This is a genomic window from Agromyces sp. NPDC058064 (assembly GCF_042885275.1).
In the GTDB taxonomy this organism is placed as follows: domain Bacteria; phylum Actinomycetota; class Actinomycetes; order Actinomycetales; family Microbacteriaceae; genus Agromyces.
Map to the genome: position 1 here is coordinate 732,424 of NZ_JBHVSE010000001.1, position 25,434 is coordinate 757,857.

Here is a 25,434-nt window from a genome sequence, read left to right on the forward strand (position 1 = left end):
CCCCTCCCGGCCGCCCTGCGACGACGCTCCTCGCAGCATAGCCACGGCGGGCAGAATGGAGCGAGGACCACGACGGGAGGCACGGGGAATGCAGGCGGAGACGGCGCAGGAGACCATGCAGGCACTGGTGATCGACCGCACGGGCGATCCCGGCGAGCTGCACCTCGCCGAGGTGCCTCGGCCGCTCCGCATCAGCGACGAGGTGCTCGTGCGCGTGGTCGCGGCGAGCGTGAACCCCATCGACGTGAAGACCCGCGCCGGTCGCGGCACCTCGGCGGCGATCGAGCGCTATCCCGCGGTGCTCGGGCACGACTTCGCGGGCGTCGTCGAGCAGGTGCCGTACGCGGCGCATCCGCTCCAGCCGGGCGACCGCGTCTACGGCATGGTGCGGGTGCCGCGCATGCCGGGCGCCCATGCCGAGTTCACGACGGTGAGCTCGATGAGCCTCGCCCCGATGCCCGCCTCGCTCGACTTCGCGCACGCCGCGGCCGTGCCGCTCGCGGCGCTCACGGCATGGGGCGCCGTCGTCGACACCGCGCGGGTGCACGACGGGCAGCGGGTGCTGATCCACGCCGGCGCCGGCGGCGTCGGGCACTTCGCCGTACAGTTCGCGGCGTATTTCGGCGCCACCGTCACGACGACGGCGTCGGCGCGCAACGCCGAGTTCCTGCGCGGGCTCGGCGCGCACCGGGTCGTCGACTACACGAGCGAGCGCTTCGAGGAGGTCGCACGCGACCAGGACGTCGTGATCGACCTGATCGGCAACGTGAAGGATGCCACGGGCACGCGCTCGCTCGACGCCCTGCGCCCGGGCGGGCTCATCGTGACGGTGCCCACGGGCTCGTGGCCGACGATGGGCGAGGAGGCGGCGGCACGCGGCATCCGCGCGACCGGCTACGTCGTCTCGCCCGACGCCCGCACCCTCGCCGTGATCACCCGGCTGATCGACGACGGCGCGGTGCGGGTGCACCTCGACCGCGAGCTGCCGCTCGCCGAGGGCGCCGAGGCGCACCGGCTGATCGAGGCCGGGCACGTGCGCGGCAAGCTCGTGCTGCGGGTCGCGCCCGACCCCGCCTGACCGGTCGCGGCTCCGGCGTCCCTCGCCCTGGCGCCGTGGCCGCCGCCTAGCGCCCCGCCGCGAGCAGCGAGCTGCCCAGCTCGCTGCGGAGGTACAGCATGCTGTGCCCGTACCGCGTCGAGACGACGAGCCCGGCGTCGCGCAGCGCCCGCAGGTGCTGGTTCACCGCGGAGGCGGTGACGCCGAAGCGCACGCCGAGCTCGGTCGACGACGCCGGGTCGCCGAGGGCCGAGAGCAGCCGCGCGCGCGTCTCGCCGAGCACGGCCGCCACGGCGGCCGGGTTGGCGACGCTCTCCGCCTCCCACAGTGCGCCCTGGCCGCGCGCCGGGTACATGATCATCGGCGGTCCGTCGCCGACGGGGGCGGACCCGCGGCGGGTGAACATCGTCGGCACGAGGGTGAGGCCGAGCCCGTCGATGTGCTGCACCCGGTCGTTCGGGTCCTTCAGCCGCACCGAGACGACGCCGCCCTCGTAGTCGACGGTCGACGAGATGCCGTTGAGCATCGTCGCGAGGCCGCTCTGGGCGATCTGCCGGCCCCGGTAGACGACGTCGGCCTCGAGCACGGCGCGCATGCGCGGCCAGTACGGCTCGAACGTCGCGGCCCAGAGCTCGGAGAGCGCGGCGACGAGCCGGCGCACGGCGACCCGCCGTGATCCGGCGAACACCTCGGGCACGCGCCCGTGCACGCCGACGAGGTCGCGCTCGAACTCGTCGGCCGGCAGGTGCCGCAGTGCGTCGAGCTCCTCGTCGAGCCGGGTGAGCGGCGACGTCGGGCGCGGGTTGAGGAAGTCGGGCGTCCAGAGGCGGTCGTCGATGAGCGCGGTGAGCGCGTCGAGGTCGAGGTCGGCGCGAGCCGCCTCGGTGCGGCGGAGCCACGGCAGCTGCAGCGGGAACCGGGAGGGGTCGCGGATGGCGCGGAGCGAGAGACCGAGCTCGCACAGCGGCGAGATGCCGAAGCGCACGGACGCGACATCCGACTCGTTCAGGACGTAGCGCAACATGTAGCCATACGCTACATCAATTTCGCGGCCCCTGCGGCTCTGCGAGAACTGTGATGTGAGCCCCACCATCCCGCACGGCACCGCCCCCGCCTCCCCCGACACCGGCGCGACCCCCGCCGTCGACGCGGACGCCGCCCCCGGCGCACGCCCGACCCTCGTCGCCCGCCTCGCCGCCTCGGTCGCCGACCCCGTGCTGCGCATCCTCGTCGGCGCGACCCTCATCTCGCGCATCGGTCGCGGCATCTTCCTCACCGTCACGGTGCTCTACTTCACCCTCATCGTCGGCCTCACCCCGGGCGAGGTCGCGATCGTGCTCGCCGCGGCGAGCGGCGCGGGCGTCGTCGCCTCCTTCGCCGGCGGCTGGCTCGCCGACCGGTTCAGCGCGAAGCGGCTCATCATCCTGTTCACGGCGATCGAGGGGGCCGCCCTCATCACCTACGTGTTCGCCGCCGACTTCGTCACGGCGCTCGTGATCGCCGTGATCTGCGGGCTCTTCGAACAGGGCGCGAACTCCACCCGCTCGGCCATCATCGCGCGGGCCTTCACCGGCGAGTCGCGGGTGCACGCCCGCGCCGTCCTCCGCACCGTGACGAACGTCTCGATCGCGGTCGGCTCGGGGCTCGGTGCGCTCGCCCTGGCGCTGGGCACCGCCGAGGCGTACCGCGGCCTCATCCTCGGCGCCGGCGTCCTCTACCTGCTCGGCCTCTTCCAGCTCGTGCGCCTGCCCGCCCGGGTCGACGCCCCGGCGCGCGCCGCCGTCGCCGAGGTCGTCACCGCGACCGGCTCGGTGGATGCCGCGGCCACCGCAGAGGCGATCGAGAGCGAGCGGCGCAGCTGGCGCTCGCACTCGCCGTGGCGCGACCCGCGCTACCTCTGGCTCACCGCGCTCAGCGCGATCTTCGGCATGCAGTTCGGCGTCGGCGAGCTCGGCGTGCCGCTCTGGATCACCCGCGAGACCGCCGCACCCGAGGTGCTCATCGCCGCGCTGCTCATCCTCAACACGATCATCGTCGTGGTCTTCCAGGTGCCCATGTCGCGCGGCACCCACGACCTCCGCGTCGCCGGGCGGGTGTCGGCGATCGCCGCCTGGCTCATGGCCGGCGCGTGCCTCGTCTACGCCGCCTCGGCCGGGCTGCCGGTCGGCTTCGCGATCGCGGTGCTCGTCATCGCCGCGACCGCCCACGCGTTCGCCGAGGTGCTCTCGCAGGCCGGCGGCTGGGGCCTCAGCTTCGAGCTGGCCGACCCGGTGCGGGCCGGCACCTACCAGGGCGTCTTCGGCATGGGGTACTCGGTCGGCGCCCTGGCCGCGCCGCTCGTCGTCAACGCGACGGCGATCTCGCACGGCATCTCGGGCTGGGCCGTCCTCGCCGCGATCTTCCTCGCCTCGGGACTCGGCACGTGGCTGATCGCGCGACGGGCCGCCGCCGTGGCATGATCGGCGCATGGCCGAGCACCGCGCGCCGCTGACCGCCCACTCCGAGGACGGCCGGTCGTTCACGATCCCCGACGCCTCGGGCACGCCCTTCATCGCGGGCACCCTGCTGCTCATCGCCACCGACCACGGCCGGCAGCTCGCGCTCGTCGAGTCGCGCGAGCTCACCGACGCCGACGACGACGCCGAGGCACTGCACGGGCGGCTGCTCGGCGAGGTCGACGGCGAGCGGTTCGACCAGCGCGGCGGCGCCCCGTTCACGGGCGGCGCCGTCGAGGTCGCCGACGCCGCGACGATCGACCTCGTGCACGCCGCGATGGGGGCGACGCTCGAGATCGGGGTCAACCTCAGCCCGCCGATCCGCCCGGCGCTGCTGCTCGCCCACCGCTTCAACCGGCACACCTTCTGGTGCGGGCAGAGCGGCTCGGGCAAGACCTACGCGCTCGGCGTGGTGCTCGAGCAGCTCATCGCGCACACCGCCCTGCCCGTCGTCGTCTTCGACCCGAACTCCGACTTCGTGCGGCTCGGCGAGCTGAACCCCGGTGCGAGCGGCGACACGGCCGAACTGCTGCGCGAGCGCGACATCCGCGTGCTGCGCCCGAACACCCCCGGAACCGAGCCACTGCGCGCCCGCTTCCGGTCGCTCAACATGGCGGCGAAGGCCGCGGTGCTGCGCCTCGACCCCGTCGCCGACCGCGACGAGTTCAACGCCGTCGTGCACCTCAGCGACACGCTCAGCGCGAGCGAACCCGACCAGCTGCTGCCCGAGCTCCTCGGCTCCGACGACCCCGCACGGCGCGCGCTCGGGCTGCGCATCGAGAACATGGGGCTGCTCACGTGGGAGGTCTGGGCCGCGCACGCCCTCGAGGCGACGCGCATCGTCGACGAGCGGGCGGATGCCACGGTGCTCGACCTCGGCGGGTTCTCGACGCCCGACCAGCACCTCGTCGTCGCGCTCTCGGTGCTCGACGAGCTGTGGGAGCGGCGCGAGGAGCGGCGGCCGGCCCTGCTCGTGATCGACGAGGCGCACAACCTGTGCTCGCCCGAACTGACGTCGCCGCTCGCCGTGGCCGTGCGCGAGCGCCTCGTGCAGATCGCCGCCGAGGGGCGCAAGTACGGCCTGTGGCTGCTGCTCTCGACGCAGCGGCCGTCGAAGGTGCACCCGAGCATCATCTCCCAGTGCGACAACCTCGCGCTGATGAAGATGAGCTCGCCCATCGACCTCGACGGCCTGGCGACGTACTTCGGCTACGCGCCGACCGCGTTGATCGCGCGCTCCCCGTGGTTCCGTCAGGGCGAGGCGCTCTTCGCCGGCGGCTTCGCGCCCGCGCCCATGCTGCTCGCGATGAACGCGAGGCTCACGCCCGAGGGCGGCGGCGACGTCGGCGTGCCGCTGCGCTGAGGCCCGCCGCGCACGGCGGGGCGATGCCCGCGCGCCGTCACTCCACCGGGTCGGCCAGCGGCTGCACGAGCACCCAGTCGTTCTCGATGCGTCCGCCGAGGGTGAAGTGCTTGCGTCCCGCCTTCGCGAAGCCCTGCTTCTCGTAGAAGCGGATCGCCCGCCCGTTCTCCTCGTTCACGCCGAGCCAGCACACGACGGCGCCCGCGGCGCGCGCCGCGTCGAGCGTCGCCGCCATGAGCGGCGCCGCGATGCCGCCGCCGTGCTCGCCCGCACGCGTGTAGAACTTGCTGAGCTCGATCGCCGGCCTGGCGCCGACGGCGGTCGCGGCATCCGCATCGCCCGGCTCGCCGCCGATGAGCATGCTGTACCCGACGAGCGCACCGGATGCCCCGCGCTCGGCGACCACGAGCCGCCGCTCGGGGTCGGCCAGGTAGGCCGCGAAGTGCTCGGGCTGGAAGTGCCGCTCGACGAAGTCGGCGATCGACTCGGCCGTCGTGTGCGGCGGGCACGCGAGCGGGAACGTCTCGGCGGCGAGCCCGGCGAGCGCCTCGAGGTCGGCGGCGGTCGCTGGTCGGATCACGAGGTCGGTCACGCCGCGATTCTGCCAGAGCGGGCCGCGTCGGAGATGTGTGCGACGCCCCGGTCCCGGGAGGACGGAAGCCCGTCAGGACGCCTTCCCGAGTATCGTCCTGACGGGCATCCGAGATCCCGCGACCGCGGTGGCCGCCCGCACGCCGAACGGGCCTCCCCGGCCGCTGCACCTCCGGGGTCGCCGGATGCGGTCGGGAAGGCCCTGGTCGTCGGCCGCGCCTCAGAGGAAGCGCGCGTACGCCCCCACGGTGAGGAACGTCGGGAACTCGGGCTCGAGCGCCACAGTGCGGAACACCGAGATCGCGTCGTCGAAGCGGTCGCCCTCGAAGCGGGGCAGCTCGGCGACGGCCGCGGCCATGAGGCGCACGATCGAGGTCTGGTCGATGCGCGTGCCCTCGGCGGTGACGGTGTTCTCGTTGAGCCACTGCCACAGCTGCGAGCGCGAGATCTCGGCGGTCGCCGCGTCCTCCATGAGGTTGTCGATCGCCGCGGCGCCGACGCCCCGCAGCCACGACTCGATGTAGCGGATCGCGATCGAGATGTTGTCGCGCACGCCGCCCTCGGTGACCTCGCCGCCGATCGACGGGATGTCGAGCAGCTGCGCCGCCGTCACCTGCACGTCGTCGCGGAGGCGGTCGACCTGGTTCGGGCGGTCGCCGAGGACCGCGTCGAACTCGGCGCGGGCCGTGGGGATCAGGTCGGGGTGCGCGACCCACGTGCCGTCGAAGCCGTCGCCGGCCTCGCGGCGCTTGTCGGCCGAGACCGCGGCGAGCGCGCGCTCGGTCACCTCGGGGTCGCGGCGGTTCGGGATGAACGCGCTCATGCCGCCGATCGCGTGCGCGCCGCGCTTGTGGCACGTCTGCACGAGGAGCTCGGTGTAGGCCCGCATGAACGGCACCGTCATCGTGATCTGCTTGCGGTCGGGCAGCACCCAGCGGCGGCCGCGCGAGCGGAAGGTCTTCACGATCGAGAAGATGTAGTCCCAGCGACCGGCGTTGAGCCCGGCGCAGTGGTCGCGGAGCTCGTAGAGGATCTCGTCCATCTGGAACGCGGCCTGGATCGTCTCGATGAGCACCGTCGCGCGGACCGTGCCCTGCGGGATGCCGAGCGCGTCCTGCGCGTAGACGAAGATGTCGTTCCAGAGCTTCGCCTCGCGGTGCGACTCGAGCTTCGGCAGGTAGAAGTACGGGCCGCGGCCGTCGGCGATGAGCGCCTGGGCGTTGTGGAAGAAGTACAGCCCGAAGTCGACGAGCGACCCCGAGGCGTGCATCGCACGGCCGGCACGGTCGTGGAACTTCAGGTGCTTCTCGACGAGGTGCCAGCCGCGCGGGCGCATCACGATGGTCGGCGTCTCGGCGGCCGTGACGCGGTACTCCTTGCCCTCGGGGCTCGTGTACTCGAGCTCGCCCCTGAGGAAGTCGAACAGGCTCAGCTGGCCCTCGATGACGTTCGCCCAGGTCGGGCTCGTGGCGTCCTCCTGGTCGGCGAGCCACACCTTCGCGCCCGAGTTGAGGGCGTTGATCGCCATCTTGCGGTCGGTCGGCCCCGTGATCTCGACGCGACGGTCCTCGAGGCCGGGAGCGGCGCCCGCGACGCGCCAGGTGGCGTCGTTGCGGATCCACTCGGTCTCGGGCAGGAACCGCGGGTCGCGGCCGTTCGCCGCGTCGACGCGGGTCTGCAGGCGCTCGGCGAGCAGCTCGTGCCGGGTGCCGGCGAAGCGGTCGTGCAGCTCGGCGAGGAACGCGAGCGCCTCGGGCGTGAGGATCTCGTCGTAGCGCGCGCCGAGCGGCGCGGTGACCTCGATGCGCGGTGCGACGGTCTGGAAGCTCCCGGTCGCGGGGCGCGGGGTGGATGCCTCGGACGCGCGTGCGGGCGGGGCATCCGTTCGTTCGATGATGAGGGTGTTCATGGTCGTTTCTCCTCCGGTTCGCCGGCCGGGCGGTGCCTCGGCACCGCACCGGCCTGCTGGCGGGTCAGTGGTTGAACTGTTCTTCCTCGGTCGATCCGACGAGGGCGAGCGTAGCGCTGTTGGGGTTCAGCGCGGTGGCGATCTGGTCGAAGTAGCCGGTGCCGACCTCGCGCTGGTGGCGCGTGGCGGTGTAGCCGGCGGCCTCCGAGGCGAATTCCGCCTCCTGGAGCTCGACGTAGGCCGACATGTGACGCTCGTTGTAGTCCTTGGCGAGCGTGAACATGCCGTGGTTCAGGGAGTGGAAGCCGGCGAGGGTGATGAACTGGAACGCGTAGCCCATCGACGCGAGCTCGCGCTGGAACTTCGCGATCTGGTCGTCGTCGAGGTGGCTCTTCCAGTTGAAGCTCGGCGAGCAGTTGTACGAGAGGCGCTTGCCCGGGAACTTCGCGTGCACGGCCTCGGCGAAGCGGCGCGCGAGGTCGAGGTCGGGCTCGGCCGACTCGACCCAGAGCAGGTCGGCGTACTCGGCGTAGGCGAGGCCGCGGGCGATGACCGGCTCGATGCCGTTCTGCACGTTGTAGAAGCCCTCGGCGGTGCGCTCGCCGGTGACGAACGGCTTGTCGCGCTCGTCGTGGTCGCTCGTGAGGAGGGTCGCGGCGAGCGCGTCGGTGCGGGCGATGATGATCGACGGGACGCCCGCGACGTCGGCCGCGAGACGGGCCGCGTTGATCGTGCGGATGTGCTGCGAGGTCGGGATGAGCACCTTGCCGCCCATGTGGCCGCACTTCTTCTCGCTCGCGAGCTGGTCCTCCCAGTGCACGCCGGCCGCGCCCGCCTCGATCATCTGGTGCATGAGCTCGTAGGCGTTGAGCGGTCCGCCGAAGCCGGCCTCGGCGTCGGCGACGATCGGGGCCATCCAGTCGGAGATGCCCGTCTGCGCCTCGTTGCCCTGCTCGATCTGGCCGGCGCGGAGGAGCGCGTTGTTGATGCGGCGCACGACCGCGGGAACCGAGTTCGCGGGGTAGAGCGACTGGTCGGGGTAGGTCTGGCCGCTGAGGTTCGCGTCGGCCGCGACCTGCCATCCCGAGAGGTAGATGGCCTTGAGGCCGGCGCGCACCTGCTGCACGGCCTGGTTGCCGGTGAGGGCACCGAGCGCGGCCGACCACTCGGGGTCCTCCATGCGCTCGAAGGCGTTGCCCGTGTTCTTCTGGATGTTCTCCCAGAGCTTCTCGGCGCCGCGCCTGGCGAGCGTGCGCTCCTCGCGGACGGGGCCGCGGAGGGCGATGACGTCCTCGGCGGTGTAGTCGCGCTTCACGCCCTCCCAGCGGGGGTCGGCGTCCCACTCGAGCTGCAGCTCGGCCGCGGTCTGGGTCTGGTCGCCGGGGCGGTTGGGGGTGCTCATCGTCGTGCTCCTTCGGTGCTGCGGGTGCGTTCTCGGGATGCCTCGTGGCGGGTCATCCGTTCGTCTGGAACCCATGCTGCGCCCGCCCGGAGCACCCCGACCGACGATTCGGGGGTGAACTTCTGCAGTATTTCTGCGACGCGGAAGAACCGGTCGCTACCAGGCCTCGGCCTGCTCGCCGGGCCGCACGAGCCCGGACTCGTAGGCGGCGACGACCGCCTGCACCCGGTCGCGCACGCCGAGCTTCACGAACAACCGCGTGATGTGGGCCTTGACCGTCGCCTCGCTGAGGAAGAGGCGTTCGCCGACCTCGTGGTTCGAGAGGCCTCGGGCGAGCAGCATCCACACCTCGCGCTCGCGGGGCGTGAGGTCGGGCCCCGCATCGGAGGCCGCCCCGGGCGAGGGTGCGGCGAGATACTGCTCGATGAGCCGCCGGGTGAGCGCGGGGGCCAGCAGCGCTTCGCCGCGCGCGACGGTGCGCACGCCGTCGATGAGCCGTTCGGGCGGAGCGTCCTTCAGCAGGAATCCGGATGCGCCCGCGGCGAGCGCGCGGTACACGTACTCGTCGAGGTCGAAGGTGGTCAGCACGAGCACCCGCGCCGAGCCCTGCTCGGCGGTGATGCGCGCGGTCGCGTCGACGCCGTCGACGCCGGGCATGCGTATGTCCATGAGCACGACGTCGGGTCGCAGCCGCCGCGCCGCCTCGACCGCCGCGGCGCCGTCGCCGACCTCGCCGACCACCTCGAGATCGGCCGCCTCGAGCAGGCCCACGATGCCCGACCGCACGAGTGCGTGGTCGTCGGCGACGAGGACCCGCAGCGCGTTCACGAGCCCCCCATCGGCAGTTCGACGTGCACGCGCCACCCGCCGTCGGGCTCGGCCCCGTACTCGAGCGTGCCGCCGTAGACCCGCACCCGTTCGCCCATGCCGAGCAGCCCGCGGCCGCCGGCCTCCGTCGGGAGACCCGGCGAGGCGGGGCGCTTCCGCGCCGGACCGTTCACGACGTCGACCACGATGGCGCGGTCGCGACGCAGGACCCCCACCGCCGCCTCGGCACCCGGCGCGTGCTTGCGCACGTTGGTGAGCGACTCCTGCACGATGCGGTACACGGCGAGCGCGTGCCCGTCGGGCACGTCGCCGACCCCGGGGTCGACGTCGATCCGGCACGGATGCCCCGCGGCCTCGGTTTCGGCGATGAGGTCGGGCAGGCCCGACAGGCCGGGCTGCGGCGCGTAGTCGACGCCGTCCTCGCGCAGCACGCCGAGGAGGTGACGCATCTCGTCGAGTGCTTCCTGCGCGGTGCGGCGGGTGAGCCCGAGGTGGCGTCGAGCCCGCTCCACGTCCTTGTCGAGGAACTGTTCCGCGGCGCCCGCCTGCAGGGCGACGATCGACAGCGCATGCGCGACGATGTCGTGCAGTTCCCGGGCGATCCGGGTGCGCTCGACGGCGACGGCATCGGCGGCGAGGCGATCGGAGCTGTCGCGGGTGCGCTGCAGGGTCAGCGCACGATGGCGCACGATGCGGCCTGCCGCCCACGTCGCGCCCACGAAGAACACGAGGAACACCGTGCCCGCCGTCTCGATGCCGGGCGAGCCGAAGTACCCGAGCGAGTGGGCGGCGAGCATCGCCCCAATGGGCACCAGACCGAGGAGGCCGGCGATCCACCACGAGGCGATGCGCTCGGCCACCGTGAAGGTCGCGACGAGCAGGCTCGGGAAGGGGTTGAACGTCGCGTCGGGCCCGGCGAGCGCGGCATGCGCGACGAGCGCCGCGGCGATCGCCACGAGCACGAGCGCGGGAAACCGTCGCCGCACGACGAGCGGCGCCGACACGGCGAGCGCGAAGAGGAGCTGCTCGGCGACGTTGCTCGACGGCACGAGCACGGCCTCGAGCGTGGCCCACAGGCCGATGCCGCCTGCGATCGCGAGGTCGAGCGGCGAGGTCCACGATGGGACGGCCGAGGCACGGGGCGCGAGGTCGCCGCTCGAGGCGCCTCGGATCGTCGCGCGGTCGTCGGGCGATCGCCCCTGCGCAGTCTTCTCGGTCGGCACGGTTCCGATGCTATGCGCGCGGGCGGGCCGGACGACAGCGACGAAGGTCGACATCCTCACCTCCCCAGGTCGGCATCGTGGCCTGCCCCGGGTCGCGCACCGACGCGCCCCGAGTCGGTGCGCCGCGCCACCAGCGGCGGATGCTCCGGAAGCCGCACCGGCACGAGGCTGGCTGCTGCCCGGCGAGCTGCCGGCTCCATCCGACCAAGGAAGGCGACACTATGACCCCGTCACTCTCGAAGCATTTCGGCGCCCCCGCACCCGCACTGCCCGCCACCGGCCGCGAGGGCGTCGCCCTCGCCCGCCCCTACCCGCGGGACGGACGTCTCATCGGCCGCATCGGCACCCGCCTCGCCGGCGCTGCGTCGATCACCGCCGCGGTGCTCTCGATCATCATGGGTGTCACCCAGGCATTGTTCCCGCAGGACGAGGATCCGGCGATCGACCCGCGCACCCGAGTGCTGCTGGCCCTCTTCACCGTCGTGCTCTGGGGCCTCGCGGTCGTCTACCTGGGCCTCGCCCGGTACGCACGGAGCAGCTGGGGGGCGACCGTCGCCGCGGCGGGCGCGGTGCTGCTCACGGTCGGCACCATCACGAGCGCGGTGAACGGCATCGACCTCGAGTTCTTCCCGATCGTGGCGATGGTCGCGAACGGCGCCTGGCTCGTCGGCGTGATCGCCCTCACGGTGTCGCTCGTGCGCGCCAAGCAGGTGAGCCTGTGGATCGCCGTCCCCCTCGTGCTGCTGCAGGTGTGCCTGATCTTCCTCTCCCAGTCGGGCGGCGGCGTGCCGGCGGGACTCTTCCTGCTCGTCATCGGCGTGCTGTTCCTCCGCGACCGCATCGACAGCCGTGCCCGGGCACGCGTGCGACGCGGACGCCCCTGACGCTGCCGTCCGGGCCGGATCCCGGGTCGCACCTCGGCCCGCGGCATCCGGCGCGGTGCGCCGGCACGGCATCACCGACTGAAGCACACCGTCGCGCGGAGGCCCCCGCCAGGGCGGGCGGCGAGCTCGAGCTCCGCCCCGTGGCGGGCTGCGATCGCGGCGACGATCGACAGTCCGAGGCCGCGGCCGCGGTCGGCGGCATCGCGGGTGCGGCCGCCGCCCCTGGCGAACGGCGCGGTGAGCGTCGTCACGGTCGCGGCGTCGAGCTCGGCCCCGCCGTTCTCGACGCGGAGGAACGAGGCCCGCCCCGCGGCGTCCGTCGTCACCGTCACGAAGCCGTCCGGTTCGTTGTGGCGGATCGCGTTCTGCACGAGGTTGACCACGAGTTGCCGCAGCAGCACCTCGTCGCCCTCGACGGTCGTCGCCCCGAGCGTCGAGCCGATGTGGACCCCAGCGGCCTCCGCCTCGGCACCCGACTCGTCGACGACGGAGGCCGCGACCGCAGCGAGGTCGACGGGCCCGAACTGACCCGTCTCGGCCGATTCGATCGCGGAAAGATCGAGGAGCGCCTCGACCGTCGCGATGCTGCGCTCGTTCATCTCGCGGAGACGCTCGAGCAGCCGCTCGTCGGCGGGCGATCGCGTCGACAACGCCACGTCGAGCATCGCCCTCGTCGTCGCGAGCGGGGTGCGGAGCTCGTGCGACGCGTTCGCGGCGAACCGCCGGTCGGCGTCGGCGGATCGCTCGAGGGCGTCCAGCATTCCGTCGAAGGTGTCGGCGAGGTCGGTGATCTCGTCACGCGGTCCGCCGAGGGCGATGCGGTGGTCGAGGTGGCCGCGCGACGCCCGGTGCGCGGCGACGTTCACCTCCTGGAGGGGTCGCAGCATCCGGCCGGCGACGAACCAGCCCGCCCAGGCGCCGCCGACCGCGAGCAGCACGAGCGCGCCCACCGACACCTGGAGCAGCAGTTGCAGGATGTCCGCGCGCGAGCTCACCACGACGGCCGCCTCGGTGGTCGAGGCAGCGAGGATCCCCGGGTCGAAGAGCGGCTCGACCGGCGCCGCCGATTCGATCGGCGCATCGGCCGGCACCGACTGCGACTGCGTCGCCTGTGTCAGGGTCGAGGCGGGCGTCGTCGCCGCGAACTCGTAGCTCGGCACGAGGCCCACGATGAACGACACGATCACGAGCAGCACCGCCCCGGCCACGGTCAGCAGCACAGCGTAGGTCAGCGCGAGGCGCGCGCGCACCGTCAGCCGGAACGACCGCGGCGCGGCGGCTCCGGGCTCAGCCGCGCGCGACATCGATCGCATACCCCGCACCCGGATCGGTGCGGATCATCCACGGCTCTCCGAGCTTGCGCCGCAACGTCGAGATCGTCACTTTGACCGAGTTCGTGAACGGGTTCGCATGCTCGTCCCAGGCCTTCTCGAGCAGGGTCTCGGCGCTGACGACCCCGCCGTCGGCGCGCATCAGCACCTCGAGTACCGAGAACTCCTTGCGGCTGAGGCGCACGAACCGCCCCTCGCGGAAGACCTCACGGCGGAAGGGGTCGAGCGTCACGCCCGCGGCCTCGAGCCGCGGCGGCAGCGCGGAGAACCTCCGGCGCCCGAGGGCGCGCACGCGCGCCACGAGCTCGGGGAACTCGAACGGCTTCGCCAGGTAGTCGTCGGCGCCGAGCTCGAAGCCCTCGACCTTGTCGCCGAGCCGGCGGGCCGCCGTGAGCATGAGGATCGCGGGACGCGCCTCGCGGGCGGCGAGCGCGGCGCACACTTCGTCGCCGTGCACGCCCGGCAGGTCGCGGTCGAGGAGGACCACGTCGTAGTCGTTGACGTCGACGTTGAAGAGGGCGGTCTCGCCGTCGGCGGCGACATCCGCCGCGATCGCCTCGAGCGCGAGCCCGGCGCGCACCGCCTCGGCGAGGTAGGGCTCGTCCTCCACGATCAGCACGCGCACGTCTCGACTCCATTCGGTTCACGGGCGTCAGGGATGTCCCATCACACCCCGCGGGGCATAAGGAAAACGTCAGTGCCACCTTTTACCCCACTACGACCGCGCTGGGAGTGTGCTGGGATCCGCGCTCGAACACGGCGCGTACGAAAGGACACCCCAATGACCTCCCGAACCTCCCGCGGCGCCCGCACCCGTCTCGCGCTCACCGGCATCGGCCTCCTCCTCGCGCTGACGGCGTGCGCGCCGAGCGCCCCCGAGACGCCCGAACTGAAGTCGGGCGATTCCGATGCGGCCTACGACGAGTGGTCGGCCGACTTCGTGTCGTGCATGAAGGAGCAGGGCGTCGACATCGAGGTGGCGACGGCCTCTGGCGGATCGACGGGGAGCGACTCCGCCGACTCCGACGAGGCGCTCGATCCCGAGGAGATCGAGCCCGAGGCGATGGCGGCGGCGCAGGACACCTGCATCGACGAACTCGGCGAGCCGCCGGCCGCGCCGGGCATGCCCGACGCCGACGAGATCAACGAGGCCTCGCTGCGCTTCGCGGCGTGCATGCGCGAGCTCGGCTACGACTTCCCCGACCCCGAGATCTCCGCCGACGGCTCGGTCGGCATGACCCAGGCGATGTCGGTCGACGAGGTCGACCCCGAGGACTTCGACACGTGCACCGAGAAGGCCGACTACCCCGAGATGGGGCAGCAGTGACGGGCGACGAGCCGACGACCGAGGCCACCGCGCCCGACGCGGCGACCGCGGCGACCCCGGGGTCACCGCGCCGGCGCCGCCCGTGGCTCATCGCGGGCGCCTGCGTCGCGGTGCTCGGCATCGCGGGCGGCGTGCTCGCGGTGACGATGCCCGCGCCGGCGGCGGGCGACGACGACGAGCACCCGGCGAGCGACGTCGCGACCGCGTCGGCGACCCGCGGCGACCTCACCGAACGGGTCCGGCTGAAGGGACGCCTCGGCTACGGCGAGTCGCGGGATCTCGGCACGAGTCTCGGCGGCACGGTCACCTGGCTTCCCGCGGTCGGCACGGTCCTCGATCGCGGCGCCACGATGTTCCGCGTCGACGACGACCCCGTCGTGCTGCTGCTCGGCGAGCTGCCGGCGTGGCGCGCGTTCGCCGAGGGCATGGACGACGGATCCGACGTGCGCCAGCTCGAGGAGAACCTCGCCGCCCTCGGCTTCTTCGACCGGGAACCCGACGAGGAGTTCGCCTGGTCGACGGCCGAGGCGATCGAGGAGTGGCAGGAGTCGCTCGGGCTCGAGGAGACCGGCTCCGTCGAGCTCGGCCGCATCCTCTTCGCTCCCGAGCCCGTGCGCGTGGCCCAGCACAAGGTGAAGCCCGGTACCGCCGCCGGCGCCGGCGTCATCGCCGTGACCGGCACCGCGAAGCGCGTGAGCGTGTTCCTCGCGCCGAACCTCGAGTCGATCGCGCCGGTCGGCACGCCCGTGCAGTTCACCCTGCCCGGCGGCGGCACCGCGCCCGGTACGGTGAGCGCCGTCGGCGCCCCGGTCGAGCAGGACGACGACCAGGGCGGCACGAAGCTGAAGCTCCCGGTCACGATCACGCTCGACGACGCGGCCTCCGCCGACGGGCTCGACGACGTCGGCGTGAGCGGCGAACTGACCGCGGTGAGGCGGGAGGACGCGCTGATGGTGCCCGTCACGGCGCTGCTCGCCCGCGCCGGCGGCGGCTTCGCGGTCGAGGTCGTGACGAAGGGCGAGGTCACGAGCGTGCCCGTCGAGCTCGGCCTGTTCGCCGACGGGCTCGTCGAGGTCACGGGCGGCGAGCTCGAGGCGGGCGACGAGGTCGTGGTGCCCCGATGAGCGGCCCGCTGATCCGGATGCGGTCGGTGACCCGCACGTACGGCTCGCCGCCCACGGTCGCGCTCTCGCATGCCGACCTCGACGTCGCGCACGGTGAGATGCTCGCGATCGTCGGGCCGAGCGGCTCGGGCAAGTCGACGCTCCTGAACCTCATGGGCACGCTCGATCGGCCGAGTTCCGGCGAGATCCGCATCGACGGCCACGACACGGGGGCGATGAGCGACGCCGAGCTCTCGGGTCTCCGGGCGCACACCATCGGGTTCGTCTTCCAGCAGTACCACCTCGCCGAGGGGGTGACCGCACTCGACAACGTCGCCATCGGCCTGCTCTACACCGGGGTGCCGAAGGCCGAGCGGCGGGCCCGGGCCGCCGTCGCGCTCGAACGCGTCGGCCTCGCGGCCCGCACGCGCCACCGCCCCAACGAGCTGTCGGGCGGAGAACGCCAGCGCGTGGCCATCGCCCGGGCGGTCGTCGGCGAGCCGGCGCTCCTCCTCGCCGACGAGCCGACGGGAGCCCTCGACACCCGCTCGGGCGAGACCGTCGTGTCGATCCTCGCCGAGCTCAACGCCGGGGGCGCGACCGTCGTCGTGATCACCCACGACCTGCAGGTCGCGGGGCGGATGCCTCGCCGCGTCGGGATCCGCGACGGCGTCCTGTCGACGGGCGAGCGCGTCCTCGCCGGAGCCCGATCGTGAACGGGCTCCGCTCGCGGCTCCGCGCCGGCGACCTCCTCTCCCTCGGACTGCACGGGCTCCGGGCCAGGCCCATGCGGGCGGTGCTCTCGGCCCTCGGCATCGCGATCGGCATCGCGGCGATGGTCGCGGTCGTCGGCATCTCGACGTCGAGCGAGGCGCTCGTCAAGCAACGGCTCGCCTCGCTCGGCACGAACCTGCTCACCGCCTCGGCCGGTTCGGACTTCTTCGGACAGGACGCGCAACTGCCGAGCGACGCGATCGACCGCGTCCGCCGCATGGACGGCGTCGAGCGGGCGAGCTGGAGCGCCTCGCTCGCCGAGGTCCACGTCTACCGCAACTCGATGGTCGACCGGGGTGCGACGGGCGGGCTCACGGTCGCCGTCGCCGACCTCGAACTGCTCGAGGCGACCGGCACCGAGCTCGAGTCGGGCGCGTGGCTCAACGGCGCGACCTCGGCGTTCCCCGTGACGGTGCTGGGCGCCGCGGCGGCCGAGCGGCTCGGCATCGTCTCGATCGGCAGCGCGATCGAGATCGAGGGGCGGCTGTTCACGGTCGCCGGCATCCTCGACCGCTCGCCGCTCGCCCCGGAACTCGACTCGGTCGCCTTCGTCGGCGCACCGATCGCGACCGAGCTCTTCGACTTCGACGGCTCGCCGTCGGTCGTCTACGAGCGCTCCGCCGACGATCTCGTCGCGGAGGTGCGCGACCTCCTGCCGGCCACCATCGATCCCGAGTCGCCGACGCAGGTGAAGGTCAGCCGGCCGTCGGATGCGCTCGCCGCCAAGAACACGATCGACCAGGCGTTCACGGGGCTCCTCGTCGGCGTCGGATCGATCGCGCTGCTCGTCGGCGGCATCGGCGTCGCGAACACGATGGTGATCTCGGTGCTGGAGCGCCGGCAGGAGATCGGCCTGCGCCGCGCGCTCGGCGCGACCCGACGGCACGTGCGCTCGCAGTTCCTCGTCGAGGCGATCCTGCTGGCGCTCTGCGGCGGCATCGCGGGCACCGCGATCGGGTGGGCGATCACGGCGGTGGTCGCGGGGGCGAACGGATGGCCCGTCGCGGTGCCGCTCGCGGTCCTCGCGGCTGCGGTCGGGGCGACGGTCGGCGTCGGCGCCGTCGCGGGGGCGCTGCCCGCCGCTCGCGCCGCACGGACCTCGCCGACGGCCGCGCTGAGCACCTGACTCCGGGCGGGGGCGCCGACCGACCGGACGGACTGTCAGGTCCCCGCGCCCCCGCCCGATGGTTCGTCTCATTCGCCCCGAACCGCGTTGCGTCTGCCCGACCTCGTGGCTTGAATGGCCACTGCGCGATGGCGCGCGAGTGAACAGGAGGCGTCGTCAGTGACCCAGGCATCCACGATCGAGACGGAGTCGGGGACGGCTCCCGCATCAGGGGCATCCCTCGGCGAGGCACCCGGAACGGTCGTCATCGACGCCGTCACCAAACGCTACGGCGACGCCACCGCGGTCGACGGGCTCTCGCTCACCATCCAGGCGGGCGAGTTCATCTCGCTGCTCGGCCCTTCCGGGTGCGGCAAGACCACGACGCTGCGCATGATCGCCGGCTTCGAGCAGCCCGACGCGGGCGACATCCGCGTCTCGGGCCGTTCGCTGCTCGGCGTCCCGCCCTACCGCCGCGACGTGAACACCGTCTTCCAGGCCTACGCCCTCTTCCCGCACATGTCGGTCGCCGAGAACGTCGCCTACGGCCTGCAGCAGAAGCGCACGCCGAAGGCCGAGATCCGCGAGCGGGTCATCGACGCCCTCGACCTCGCCCAGATGCGCGGCTTCGCCGACCGCAAGCCCACCCAGCTCTCGGGCGGCCAGCAGCAGCGCGTCGCGCTCGCCCGCGCCCTCGTCAACCGCCCTTCGGTGCTGCTGCTCGACGAGCCGCTCGGCGCGCTCGACCGGCAGCTGCGAGAAGAGATGCAGCTCGAGCTGAAGCTCCTGCAGTCGCGGCTCGGCATCACGTTCGTCTTCGTCACGCACGACCAGGGCGAGGCGCTCTCGATGAGCGATCGGATCGCCATCATGCGCAGCGGCCGCATCGAGCAGCTCGCCGACGCGGACACCGTGTACGCCCGGCCCGCCTCGGCCTACGTCGCGGCGTTCGTCGGACAGCAGAACTTCTTCCGCGGTCCGGTCGCCGACGGCGGCGCTGCCGTCGACTCGGCGCACGCGCTCGTCCACGCGGCGGCCCCCGCCTCCCCCGCCCTCCGCGGCGGCGACGCGGGCCTCGCCGCCGTGCGCCCCGAGTTCGTGCGCCTCGAGGCGGCGTCCGGCGCGGCACCCGACGGAGCGAACACCGCCCGCGGCACGCTCATCGGCGTCTCCCACCTCGGCGAGACCATGCAGTACCTCGTGCGGCTCGGCGACGACCAGAGCCTCATCGCCCGGCGCCCCACCCCCGAGGCGCCGCAGGTCTCGGTCGGCGACACCGTCGTGTGCTCCTGGCGCCCCGAGAGCGTGCTCCTGTTCCCGGCCGACGAAGCGGCGAGCGACGGCGGGTTCGTCGCGCCGCCCACCGCGTGAGTCGCCGAGGAGCCACGATGTCAGCAGAACCGATCCGCATCCTCGCGCCCGCGGGCGCGGCCAAGACCATCCGGCGCGAGCTGTCGCGCCGCCGATTCCTGAGCTTCGCCGCCGCGGCGGGCTCGGCAGGGCTGCTCGCCGCCTGCGCGCCGTCGGGCACGCCGGGGGCCGCGCAGGCCTCGGGCGGCGCCCTCGAGGACCGCCTCTCGATCTACACCTGGGGCGACTACGACGCCCCCGACGTGCTCGAGGCCTTCACCGCCGACCTCGGGCCGAAGATCTCGCTCAGCGCCTTCAACTCGAACGAGGAGATGGTGGCCAAGCTCGTCGGCGCCCGCGGCACGAGCGGCTACGACATCGTCGTGCCGACCGGCACCTTCGTCGCGCAGATGGCCGAGCACGGCCTGCTGTCGAAGCTCAACCGCGACCTCATCCCCAACCTGCAGTACGTCGATCCCGAGTTCCTCGGCCGCGCGTGGGACCCCGACAACGAGTACTCGATCTGCAAGGCGTGGGGCACCACGGGCTTCGTCTACGACACCACGGTGATCGACCGCGAGCTGAAGGACTGGAACGACTTCATCGACGCGGCGATGAACGAGGCGAGCGGCAGGACCTCCCTCCTCGACGACCCGGCCGAGCTCACCGGCCTGTACTTCTGGTCGAACGGCATCCCGTGGAACACGACCGACGCGGCCCAGCTCAACGCGGCCGAGGCCTTCCTCGTCGACGAGCTGGCCCCGCACATCTCGGCGTTCGACTCGTACCCGGGCGGCAGCGCGATCCCGCAGGCGACGCACGCCCTCATGCAGTCCTACAACGGCGACGCGCGGCTCGGGATCCTCGAGAGCCCGAACCCCGAGCGCTGGCGATTCGTGCTGGGCTCGCCGTCGACCGAGCTGTGGATGGACAACTGGGCGATCCCGGCGGGAGCCCCGCACCCCGAGGCGGCGCACGCGTTCATCGACTACGTGCTCGCCCCCGAGAACGCCCTGTCCGAGCTCGACTACATCGGGTACCACACGGGCGCGAAGGACATCGAGCAGGTCGCGGCCGACGCCGGACTGCCGATGCTCGACCTCGTGTTCTTCACGCCCGAGCAGCTCGCCACCATGCAGGAGGGCGAGCTCACCGAGGCGCAGGAGCGCATCGTGCAGATCTGGAACACGACGAAGGCGGCGGCTGGTGCGTAGACGACTCCCCGGATTCCTGCTCGCCGCGCCCGCGTGGGCGTGGCTGGCGATCTTCTTCATCGCGCCGGTGGCGATGGTGGTCTGGTTCAGCTTCGGCTACAAGCCGAGCATCTTCGCCACGCAGGCCACCGACCGGCTGTCGTTCGACCGCTACGCCGAGGTGCTCACCCCGACCTTCTTCTCGACGTTCCAGAACACGCTGTGGGTCGGCGTCGTCGGCACCGTGCTGTGCTTCGTCATCGGCCTGCCCGTCGCGTACTGGATGGCCGTCAAGGCGCCGCCGTCGCGGCGCGGCCTGCTCGTCGCGCTCGTCATGGTGCCGTTCTGGACGAACTTCCTCGTGCGCACGATCGGCTGGCAGGTCATCCTCGCGCCCGAGGGCGCGCTCTCCACGTTGCTCCAGGGCGTCGGCTTCGAGCCGCTCGCGATCCTGAACACCCGCGGGGCGGTGCTGCTCGGCGTCGTCTACAACTACCTGCCGCTGATGATCCTGCCGCTCTTCGTCGCGTTCGACCGCGTCAACGGGCCGCTTCGCGAGGCCTCGAAGGACCTCGGGGCGGGCAAGCTGACGACGTTCTTCCGCATCACGCTCCCGCTCGCGCAGCCCGGCATCGTCGCCGGCGTCCTGCTCGTCTTCATCCCCCTCATGGGCGACTACATCACGGCGACCGTGCTCGGCGGGGCGAAGGGCAACATGGTCGGCCAGCTCGTCGCGAGCCAGTTCCAGACCGCGCAGAACTGGGCGCTCGGCTCGGCGATGGCGGTGGTGCTGATCTTCGTCATCCTGCTCACCGCGGCGGCCGGGGCGGTCGTCGTCTGGCTCGTCTCGCTGCCGTTCCGCGCCCGCAACCGGCTCGTCATCGGCTCTGCGCCGACGGCGGCATCCGCTTCGACTCGCGAGGAGGTCGCGGCATGAGCCTGCGACAGATGGAACAGCCGGTTCAGCAGCCGACGGCGCGGCCGGTGCAGCCGGCACGGCCGGTGCGCACGGTGCGTCCCCGCAGGGCGTGGTCGGATGTCGCGTTCGGCGTCTGGGGGGTCATCGTGCTCCTCTTCCTCTTCTCGCCGATCCTCGTGATCATCGCCTCCTCGTTCAACGTGGGCCGCCTGCTCGTGTCGTGGGAGTCGTTCGGCTTCGACTCGTTCATCGCGCTGCTCGCGAAGCCCGCGCTGCGCGACGCCGTCTGGATCTCGGTGCAGACGGGGTTCATCGCCGCACTCGTGGCGACGCTGCTCGGCACACTCGCCGGCATCGCGATGGCGCGGCACGCCGGCAAGTGGGTCTGGTGGTTCCTCGGGCTGCTGCTGCTCGTCTCGGTCACGCCCGAGATCGTCGACGCGGTCGCGCTGCTGCCGTGGATGGTGTTCCTCGGACAGGACCTGGGCCTGTCGATCTTCAACGACGGCATCGTGCGCCTCGTCGTCGGCCACTCGCTGTTCTCCGTCGCGGTCGTCTCGTACCTCGTGCGCGCGCGGCTCATCGGCCAGGAGCCGAAGCTCGAGGAGGCCTCGGCCGACCTCTATGCGACCCCGGCGCGCACCTTCCGGAAGGTGACCCTGCCGCTCGCGATGCCCGCGGTGCTGGCGGGCTTCCTGCTGTCCTTCACGCTGAGCCTCGACAACACGGTCATCGCGGCCTTCGTCTCGGTGTCGGGGTCGACGCCGTGGCCGGTCTACGTGCTCAGCGCCCTGCGCAGCGGCCTGCGACCCGAGATCGCCGCCGTGTCGACGGTCATGCTCGTGCTGACGCTGGTCGCACTCGGGCTGGTGGCGCTCGTGCTCCGGCGCGCGGGCGACTCGGCCGCGGACATCGCCCGGACGATGGGCGGCGGCTGAGCGGATCCGGCGGGCCCCGGCTCGGGGCCGTACGCAGAACGGGGGCGCACCGGAAGGTGCGCCCCCGTTCTGCGTGCGTCGCGCGTCAGGCGCAGACGGTGGTGAGCTCGGTGATGCCCTCGGTGAGCGCGGTGAGGTGGTCGCCCATGGCCGAGACGTCGGCGTTCGCCGGGTCGGCGAGCATGCCGTCGACGTAGGTGACGTACTCGGTCATCGCGGTGGCCGCGCCGTCGGCGGCGGGCTTCACCTCGGAGTTGCTGATCTGCGCGGCGGTCTCGGTGACCGTCTGCTCGGCGCCCTTGAACGCCTCGAGCGCGGCGGCGGGGTCGCTCGTGTCGACCGACGCGAGGCCCTCGAGCTCGGTGAGCGTGGTCTTCACGAGCTCGCAGGCCTCCTCCTTCGACTGGTCTGCGGCGGGCGCGGCCGCCTCGGCCTTGGCGTCGCCGCCACCGTCGGCCGCCGGGGCCGCACCACCGGCGGCGCAGCCGGTGAAGAGGAGAGCGAGCAGCGCGAACGAGGCGGCGGCGAGCGGGCGTGATGCGGTCATCGTGGTGTTTCCCCCAGGAGAGTTCGGCCCGAGTCGGTCCCGGGCCCCGGTACATCCAAGCAGGCACCGCCGACGAGGGGAAATGGGGACCCCTGCCCACCGCGCGAACGTCACCCGACGTTCACCGATAGCGCTCGGTGAGCACGGCGCCGAGCGCGGCGAGCCGATCGCGCAGGCCCACCGGCTCGATCACCTCGGCCTCGCCGGCCCATGCGGCCAGGCGGCGTGCGAGCACCTGCTCGCTCGGCGCGGTGACGCGCAGCCGCACTCGACCGTCGGCGCCCGCCCCGTCGTCGCTCGTGCCGGTCACCCAGCCGCGGAACTCCTCGAGGACTCCGGCATCGACGAGCACCGTCGCCTCCGCGCGTCGCCGCGCCGCGTTCGCCGCCGTGCGCAGCGCCGCCCACTCGGCGTCGAGGTCGAACGCCTCTGGCCGTTCGAAGCGCTCGTCGAGGAGGACGACGCCGGCCATGCGGTCGACGCGGTAGCTGCGCCGTGACGCGGCGGCGGCGGGCGCGGCGGGCGACCCGGCGCCGGCGTCGGCGGCGGCGGCGTGGGCGCGGGCCCGATCGGCGACCGCGTCGGCGATGAGGTACCAGACGCCGCGGGTCTCGATGAGCCCGAGCGGTCGCACCGTGCGCTCAGCCGACTCGCCGCCCCATCGGGTGTACCCGAACCGGGCGACGCGTCGCTCGAGCACGGCCTGCTGCAGGAGCTCGACCGCCCCGGGCGGTCGCGTCGCGGGGGCGTCCCACCCGCCCGCGTCCACGATCACCGCGTCGGCGGCGGCCTCGGCGTCGGCGCGGAACGTCGCGGGCAGCGCCCTGAGCACCTTGCGGAGCGCGGAGCGCGCCGCGTCGCTCTCGTCGGCGCGCGGCCCGAGCAGCAGGAAGAGCGCCCGCGCCTCCGAGGCGGTGAAGCCGCTGAGGTCGGTGCGCCCCTCGCCGAGCAGCTGCCAGCCGCCGCCCCGGCCGGGCTGCGGATAGACCGGGATGCCGGCGGCCGAGAGCGCCTCGAGGTCGCGGCGGGCGGTCGCAACCGAGATCTCGAGCTCCTCGGCCAGCTGGCGGGCGGTGACGCGACCACGCGCCTGCATGACGAGGAGGGTGGCGACGAGCCGGTCTGCGCGCATGATCCGATTCTCCTCGCAAAAGTAGTCAGAAGGTGAGCACTTCTGCGTTCGATCATGGATTCACCAGGCGACGACGGGTCGCCGGAACACGAGGGAGAACCCCATGCTGCGAGGCATCGCCACCATCAACTGCTACGTCGACGACCCCGCCGCGGCGGCGGCCTGGTACACCGAGGTGCTCGGCATCGAGCCGTACTTCTCGCGCCCCGGGCCCGACGGGCGTCCCGCGTACGTCGAGTTCCGCATCGGCGACCACCAGCAGGAGCTCGGCTTCATCGACCGGCGGTTCGCCCCGGCCGAGCTCGGTGCCGGCGCGGGCGGCGCGCTCGTGCACTGGCACGTCGACGACCTCGAGGGAGCGGTCGCCCGCCTCGTCGAGCTCGGCGCCGCGCCGCTCCTGCCGATCACCGAGCACGGGCCCGGGTTCGTGACCGCGTCGGTCGTCGACCCCTTCGGCAACGTGCTCGGGGTCATGACGAACGTGCACTACCTCGACATGCTCGCCGCGCGCGACGAGCTCCTGCAGGAACGGTGAGGCGCGGCGCCGCCGCCCCTCAGGCGGCGGCCTCCCGCCCCGAACGCCCCGAACGCCCCGCGAGCTCGGCGAGGACGCCCCCGTGCTCGGGCAGCCAGCCGAGCGAACGGGCCTTCGCGCCGCTCGCCCGCTGGTCGAGCAGCAGCGCGTCGGCGAACGCCGCGCCGAGGCGGGCGCGCGAGGCCTCCGCCCCTTCGGCGACGACCCCGCTCGCGCGACCGGCTGCGACGACGGCCTCGGCCACCGCGCGGACGGTCGTCGGCGAGCCGTCGCTGCCGATGACGCGGCCGAGCGCGTGCTCGTGCTCGAGCGCCCGCCGGTAGAGGCGGGCGAGGTCGCCGACGTGCACCCACGTCCAGTGCTGCTCGCCGTCGCCGATGAGCAGGATGCGGCCCTCGGCGTCGCGCGGCGCCTCGGTGACGAGTTGCACGAGTCCGCGATCGTCGCCGTAGACGACGCCGGGCGCGATGATCGTGGCCGAGACGGATGACTCGAGCAGCCGCTCCTCGATCGGCAGCCGCCAGGCGACGAGCTCCGGCGCTTCGGGCCGGGCGTCGTCGTCGAGCGCCTCACCCGCGCCGTACGCCCAGATGCCGCCGGTGTGGACGTACCGGCGGGTCGTGCCGCCGAAGGCCTCGACGACGGCGTCGGCGATCGCACCGTCGAAGGCCGCGGCGTCGGCCGCGGGAGCGGCCGCGTGCACCGCGCCGTCCACGTCGGCGAGGAGCGGCGCGAGCCACGCGGCATCCGTCGCCGCGCCGATCGCTGCGGTGGCGCCGCGCGCCTCGACCGCTCGAGCGGCGCGCTCGCTGCGCACGACCGCGACGACCTCGTGCCCGGCGCCGACGAGTTCGTCGAGCACCGCCGATCCGATGTATCCGGTTCCCCCGGTCAGTAGAATCCTCATGCCTGCGACGCTACGGAGCGGACGCCGGTTACTTCAACGGAACTTCCCTCGAGGGAAGCACGAGCCGTCATGGGGGGGGGTCGGATGTCGCAGCACCAGGTCACGATCGCGGCCGCCGCCGCCCCGACGTCGGGCGACGACGAGGTGCGCGACGTGCTCTCGCCCGACTGCCCCAGCCGCGTCATCCTGAGCCGCATCGGCGAACGCTGGACGATGTTCGTCATCCTCGCCCTCTCGCGCGCGGGCACGCTGCGCTTCACCGAACTGCGAGCCAGGGTCGGCGAGGTCACGCCGAAGGTGCTGACCGAGACGCTGCGCGCGCTCGAGGCCGACGGGCTCGTCGAGCGCCGCGCCTACGCCGACTCCCCGCCGCGCGTGGAGTACTCGCTCACCCCGCTCGGCGAATCCCTCCTCGAGCCGATCGCCGCGATGCGCGAGTGGGCCGAACGGCACGTGCCCGAGGTGCTCGCCTCCCGCGAGCGCGCAGCCGACTGAGGCGGTTCGCCCGCCCGGTGCTCCCC

At 73.0% G+C, this 25,434-nt stretch carries 25 protein-coding genes; 14 read left to right on the plus strand and 11 right to left on the minus strand.

Annotated features, from left to right (window positions below; all coding sequences use genetic code 11):
- Positions 1-88 precede the first annotated feature (88 nt).
- Positions 89-1,078: an NADP-dependent oxidoreductase gene (locus tag ACFVSL_RS03405; protein ID WP_386938504.1), complete on the plus strand. Its 990-nt coding sequence runs from the start codon at positions 89-91 to the stop codon at positions 1,076-1,078.
- Between the two features lie 46 nt (positions 1,079-1,124).
- Here ACFVSL_RS03405 and ACFVSL_RS03410 read toward each other — a convergent pair whose 3' ends face one another.
- Complete coding sequence (locus ACFVSL_RS03410; RefSeq protein WP_386938505.1) at positions 1,125-2,081, minus strand: DUF5937 family protein; 957 nt, start codon at positions 2,079-2,081, stop codon at positions 1,125-1,127.
- A gap of 55 nt (positions 2,082-2,136) precedes the next feature.
- Between ACFVSL_RS03410 and ACFVSL_RS03415 the strand changes: the two genes are divergently transcribed.
- Complete coding sequence (locus ACFVSL_RS03415; RefSeq protein WP_386938507.1) at positions 2,137-3,516, plus strand: MFS transporter; 1,380 nt, start codon at positions 2,137-2,139, stop codon at positions 3,514-3,516.
- A gap of 7 nt (positions 3,517-3,523) precedes the next feature.
- Positions 3,524-4,915, plus strand: coding sequence for an ATP-binding protein (locus tag ACFVSL_RS03420; RefSeq protein ID WP_386938509.1), 1,392 nt, complete (start codon positions 3,524-3,526; stop codon positions 4,913-4,915).
- A 37-nt stretch (positions 4,916-4,952) separates the two neighbouring features.
- Here ACFVSL_RS03420 and ACFVSL_RS03425 read toward each other — a convergent pair whose 3' ends face one another.
- The 5 genes from ACFVSL_RS03425 to ACFVSL_RS03445 all read right to left on the minus strand — a co-directional run bounded on the left by ACFVSL_RS03425 (position 4,953) and on the right by ACFVSL_RS03445 (position 10,868).
- Positions 4,953-5,507 (minus strand): GNAT family N-acetyltransferase, encoded by a 555-nt coding sequence (locus ACFVSL_RS03425; RefSeq protein ID WP_386938511.1) that lies wholly within the window; start codon positions 5,505-5,507, stop codon positions 4,953-4,955.
- Positions 5,508-5,726: 219 nt separating this feature from the next.
- Positions 5,727-7,415 (minus strand): malate synthase A, encoded by a 1,689-nt coding sequence (aceB, locus tag ACFVSL_RS03430; RefSeq protein ID WP_386938513.1) that lies wholly within the window; start codon positions 7,413-7,415, stop codon positions 5,727-5,729.
- 64 nt (positions 7,416-7,479) lie between these two features.
- Positions 7,480-8,817: an isocitrate lyase gene (gene aceA / locus ACFVSL_RS03435; protein ID WP_386938515.1), complete on the minus strand. Its 1,338-nt coding sequence runs from the start codon at positions 8,815-8,817 to the stop codon at positions 7,480-7,482.
- Positions 8,818-8,973: 156 nt separating this feature from the next.
- Positions 8,974-9,645, minus strand: coding sequence for a response regulator (locus ACFVSL_RS03440; protein ID WP_386938517.1), 672 nt, complete (start codon positions 9,643-9,645; stop codon positions 8,974-8,976).
- Positions 9,642-10,868, minus strand: coding sequence for a sensor histidine kinase (locus ACFVSL_RS03445; RefSeq protein WP_386938519.1), 1,227 nt, complete (start codon positions 10,866-10,868; stop codon positions 9,642-9,644). Before ACFVSL_RS03445 ends, ACFVSL_RS03440 begins: the two co-directional genes overlap by 4 nt.
- Before the next feature lie 221 nt (positions 10,869-11,089).
- Here ACFVSL_RS03445 and ACFVSL_RS03450 point away from each other — a divergent pair, with 221 nt between their 5' ends.
- A complete protein-coding gene (locus ACFVSL_RS03450; protein ID WP_386938521.1) occupies positions 11,090-11,752 on the plus strand; it encodes a hypothetical protein in 663 nt (220 codons plus the stop codon).
- Positions 11,753-11,823: 71 nt separating this feature from the next.
- Here the strand turns inward: ACFVSL_RS03450 and ACFVSL_RS03455 are convergent, their stop codons facing one another.
- The gene (locus ACFVSL_RS03455) at positions 11,824-13,056 is read right to left on the minus strand and encodes a sensor histidine kinase (protein WP_386938523.1); all 1,233 of its coding nucleotides are present in this window, start codon (positions 13,054-13,056) and stop codon (positions 11,824-11,826) included.
- Positions 13,040-13,708, minus strand: a complete 669-nt coding sequence (locus ACFVSL_RS03460) for a response regulator transcription factor (RefSeq protein WP_386938525.1) — start codon at positions 13,706-13,708, stop codon at positions 13,040-13,042. Before ACFVSL_RS03460 ends, ACFVSL_RS03455 begins: the two co-directional genes overlap by 17 nt.
- A gap of 156 nt (positions 13,709-13,864) precedes the next feature.
- Here ACFVSL_RS03460 and ACFVSL_RS03465 point away from each other — a divergent pair, with 156 nt between their 5' ends.
- The 8 genes from ACFVSL_RS03465 (at position 13,865) to ACFVSL_RS03500 (ending at position 21,792) form a co-directional block, all read left to right on the plus strand.
- A complete protein-coding gene (locus ACFVSL_RS03465) occupies positions 13,865-14,410 on the plus strand; it encodes a hypothetical protein (RefSeq protein WP_386938527.1) in 546 nt (181 codons plus the stop codon).
- Positions 14,407-15,534 (plus strand): peptidoglycan-binding protein, encoded by a 1,128-nt coding sequence (locus ACFVSL_RS03470; protein WP_386938529.1) that lies wholly within the window; start codon positions 14,407-14,409, stop codon positions 15,532-15,534. Before ACFVSL_RS03465 ends, ACFVSL_RS03470 begins: the two co-directional genes overlap by 4 nt.
- Complete coding sequence (locus ACFVSL_RS03475; protein WP_386938531.1) at positions 15,531-16,229, plus strand: ABC transporter ATP-binding protein; 699 nt, start codon at positions 15,531-15,533, stop codon at positions 16,227-16,229. Before ACFVSL_RS03470 ends, ACFVSL_RS03475 begins: the two co-directional genes overlap by 4 nt.
- Positions 16,226-17,413, plus strand: a complete 1,188-nt coding sequence (locus tag ACFVSL_RS03480; protein ID WP_386938533.1) for an ABC transporter permease — start codon at positions 16,226-16,228, stop codon at positions 17,411-17,413. The genes ACFVSL_RS03475 and ACFVSL_RS03480 overlap by 4 nt, the downstream gene beginning before the upstream one ends.
- 159 nt (positions 17,414-17,572) lie before the next feature.
- Positions 17,573-18,763: an ABC transporter ATP-binding protein gene (locus ACFVSL_RS03485; RefSeq protein ID WP_386938535.1), complete on the plus strand. Its 1,191-nt coding sequence runs from the start codon at positions 17,573-17,575 to the stop codon at positions 18,761-18,763.
- A gap of 17 nt (positions 18,764-18,780) precedes the next feature.
- Positions 18,781-19,956 carry a spermidine/putrescine ABC transporter substrate-binding protein gene (locus ACFVSL_RS03490; protein WP_386938536.1) on the plus strand — a complete coding sequence of 392 codons (1,176 nt, stop codon included), beginning with the start codon at positions 18,781-18,783 and terminating at the stop codon, positions 19,954-19,956.
- Positions 19,949-20,872 (plus strand): ABC transporter permease, encoded by a 924-nt coding sequence (locus ACFVSL_RS03495; RefSeq protein ID WP_386938538.1) that lies wholly within the window; start codon positions 19,949-19,951, stop codon positions 20,870-20,872. Before ACFVSL_RS03490 ends, ACFVSL_RS03495 begins: the two co-directional genes overlap by 8 nt.
- Before the next feature lie 11 nt (positions 20,873-20,883).
- Complete coding sequence (locus ACFVSL_RS03500) at positions 20,884-21,792, plus strand: ABC transporter permease (protein ID WP_386938539.1); 909 nt, start codon at positions 20,884-20,886, stop codon at positions 21,790-21,792.
- 85 nt (positions 21,793-21,877) lie between these two features.
- Here ACFVSL_RS03500 and ACFVSL_RS03505 read toward each other — a convergent pair whose 3' ends face one another.
- Positions 21,878-22,339 (minus strand): hypothetical protein, encoded by a 462-nt coding sequence (locus tag ACFVSL_RS03505; RefSeq protein WP_386938541.1) that lies wholly within the window; start codon positions 22,337-22,339, stop codon positions 21,878-21,880.
- A 121-nt stretch (positions 22,340-22,460) separates the two neighbouring features.
- Positions 22,461-23,471 carry a helix-turn-helix transcriptional regulator gene (locus tag ACFVSL_RS03510; RefSeq protein WP_386938543.1) on the minus strand — a complete coding sequence of 337 codons (1,011 nt, stop codon included), beginning with the start codon at positions 23,469-23,471 and terminating at the stop codon, positions 22,461-22,463.
- Between the two features lie 103 nt (positions 23,472-23,574).
- On the opposite strand from ACFVSL_RS03510, the gene ACFVSL_RS03515 reads away from it, so the two are divergent.
- Complete coding sequence (locus ACFVSL_RS03515) at positions 23,575-24,006, plus strand: VOC family protein (RefSeq protein ID WP_386938545.1); 432 nt, start codon at positions 23,575-23,577, stop codon at positions 24,004-24,006.
- A 19-nt stretch (positions 24,007-24,025) separates the two neighbouring features.
- Here the strand turns inward: ACFVSL_RS03515 and ACFVSL_RS03520 are convergent, their stop codons facing one another.
- On the minus strand, positions 24,026-24,913 hold the full coding sequence (locus ACFVSL_RS03520) for an NAD-dependent epimerase/dehydratase family protein (RefSeq protein ID WP_386938547.1): 888 nt from the start codon (positions 24,911-24,913) through the stop codon (positions 24,026-24,028).
- Between the two features lie 84 nt (positions 24,914-24,997).
- On the opposite strand from ACFVSL_RS03520, the gene ACFVSL_RS03525 reads away from it, so the two are divergent.
- The gene (locus ACFVSL_RS03525) at positions 24,998-25,408 is read left to right on the plus strand and encodes a winged helix-turn-helix transcriptional regulator (protein WP_386938550.1); all 411 of its coding nucleotides are present in this window, start codon (positions 24,998-25,000) and stop codon (positions 25,406-25,408) included.
- The last annotated feature ends 26 nt before the right edge of the window (positions 25,409-25,434 follow it).

Coding starts and splice junctions, on each gene's coding strand:
- ACFVSL_RS03405 (WP_386938504.1), top strand. CDS start 89: ATGCAGGCGGAGACGGCGCAGGAGACCATGCAGGCACTGGTGATCGAC.
- ACFVSL_RS03410 (WP_386938505.1), bottom strand. CDS start 2,081: ATGTTGCGCTACGTCCTGAACGAGTCGGATGTCGCGTCCGTGCGCTTC.
- ACFVSL_RS03420 (WP_386938509.1), top strand. CDS start 3,524: ATGGCCGAGCACCGCGCGCCGCTGACCGCCCACTCCGAGGACGGCCGG.
- aceB (WP_386938513.1), bottom strand. CDS start 7,415: ATGAACACCCTCATCATCGAACGAACGGATGCCCCGCCCGCACGCGCG.
- aceA (WP_386938515.1), bottom strand. CDS start 8,817: ATGAGCACCCCCAACCGCCCCGGCGACCAGACCCAGACCGCGGCCGAG.
- ACFVSL_RS03450 (WP_386938521.1), top strand. CDS start 11,090: ATGACCCCGTCACTCTCGAAGCATTTCGGCGCCCCCGCACCCGCACTG.
- ACFVSL_RS03455 (WP_386938523.1), bottom strand. CDS start 13,056: ATGTCGCGCGCGGCTGAGCCCGGAGCCGCCGCGCCGCGGTCGTTCCGG.
- ACFVSL_RS03465 (WP_386938527.1), top strand. CDS start 13,865: ATGACCTCCCGAACCTCCCGCGGCGCCCGCACCCGTCTCGCGCTCACC.
- ACFVSL_RS03475 (WP_386938531.1), top strand. CDS start 15,531: ATGAGCGGCCCGCTGATCCGGATGCGGTCGGTGACCCGCACGTACGGC.
- ACFVSL_RS03490 (WP_386938536.1), top strand. CDS start 18,781: ATGTCAGCAGAACCGATCCGCATCCTCGCGCCCGCGGGCGCGGCCAAG.
- ACFVSL_RS03500 (WP_386938539.1), top strand. CDS start 20,884: ATGGAACAGCCGGTTCAGCAGCCGACGGCGCGGCCGGTGCAGCCGGCA.
- ACFVSL_RS03505 (WP_386938541.1), bottom strand. CDS start 22,339: ATGACCGCATCACGCCCGCTCGCCGCCGCCTCGTTCGCGCTGCTCGCT.
- ACFVSL_RS03510 (WP_386938543.1), bottom strand. CDS start 23,471: ATGCGCGCAGACCGGCTCGTCGCCACCCTCCTCGTCATGCAGGCGCGT.
- ACFVSL_RS03515 (WP_386938545.1), top strand. CDS start 23,575: ATGCTGCGAGGCATCGCCACCATCAACTGCTACGTCGACGACCCCGCC.
- ACFVSL_RS03520 (WP_386938547.1), bottom strand. CDS start 24,913: ATGAGGATTCTACTGACCGGGGGAACCGGATACATCGGATCGGCGGTG.
- ACFVSL_RS03525 (WP_386938550.1), top strand. CDS start 24,998: ATGTCGCAGCACCAGGTCACGATCGCGGCCGCCGCCGCCCCGACGTCG.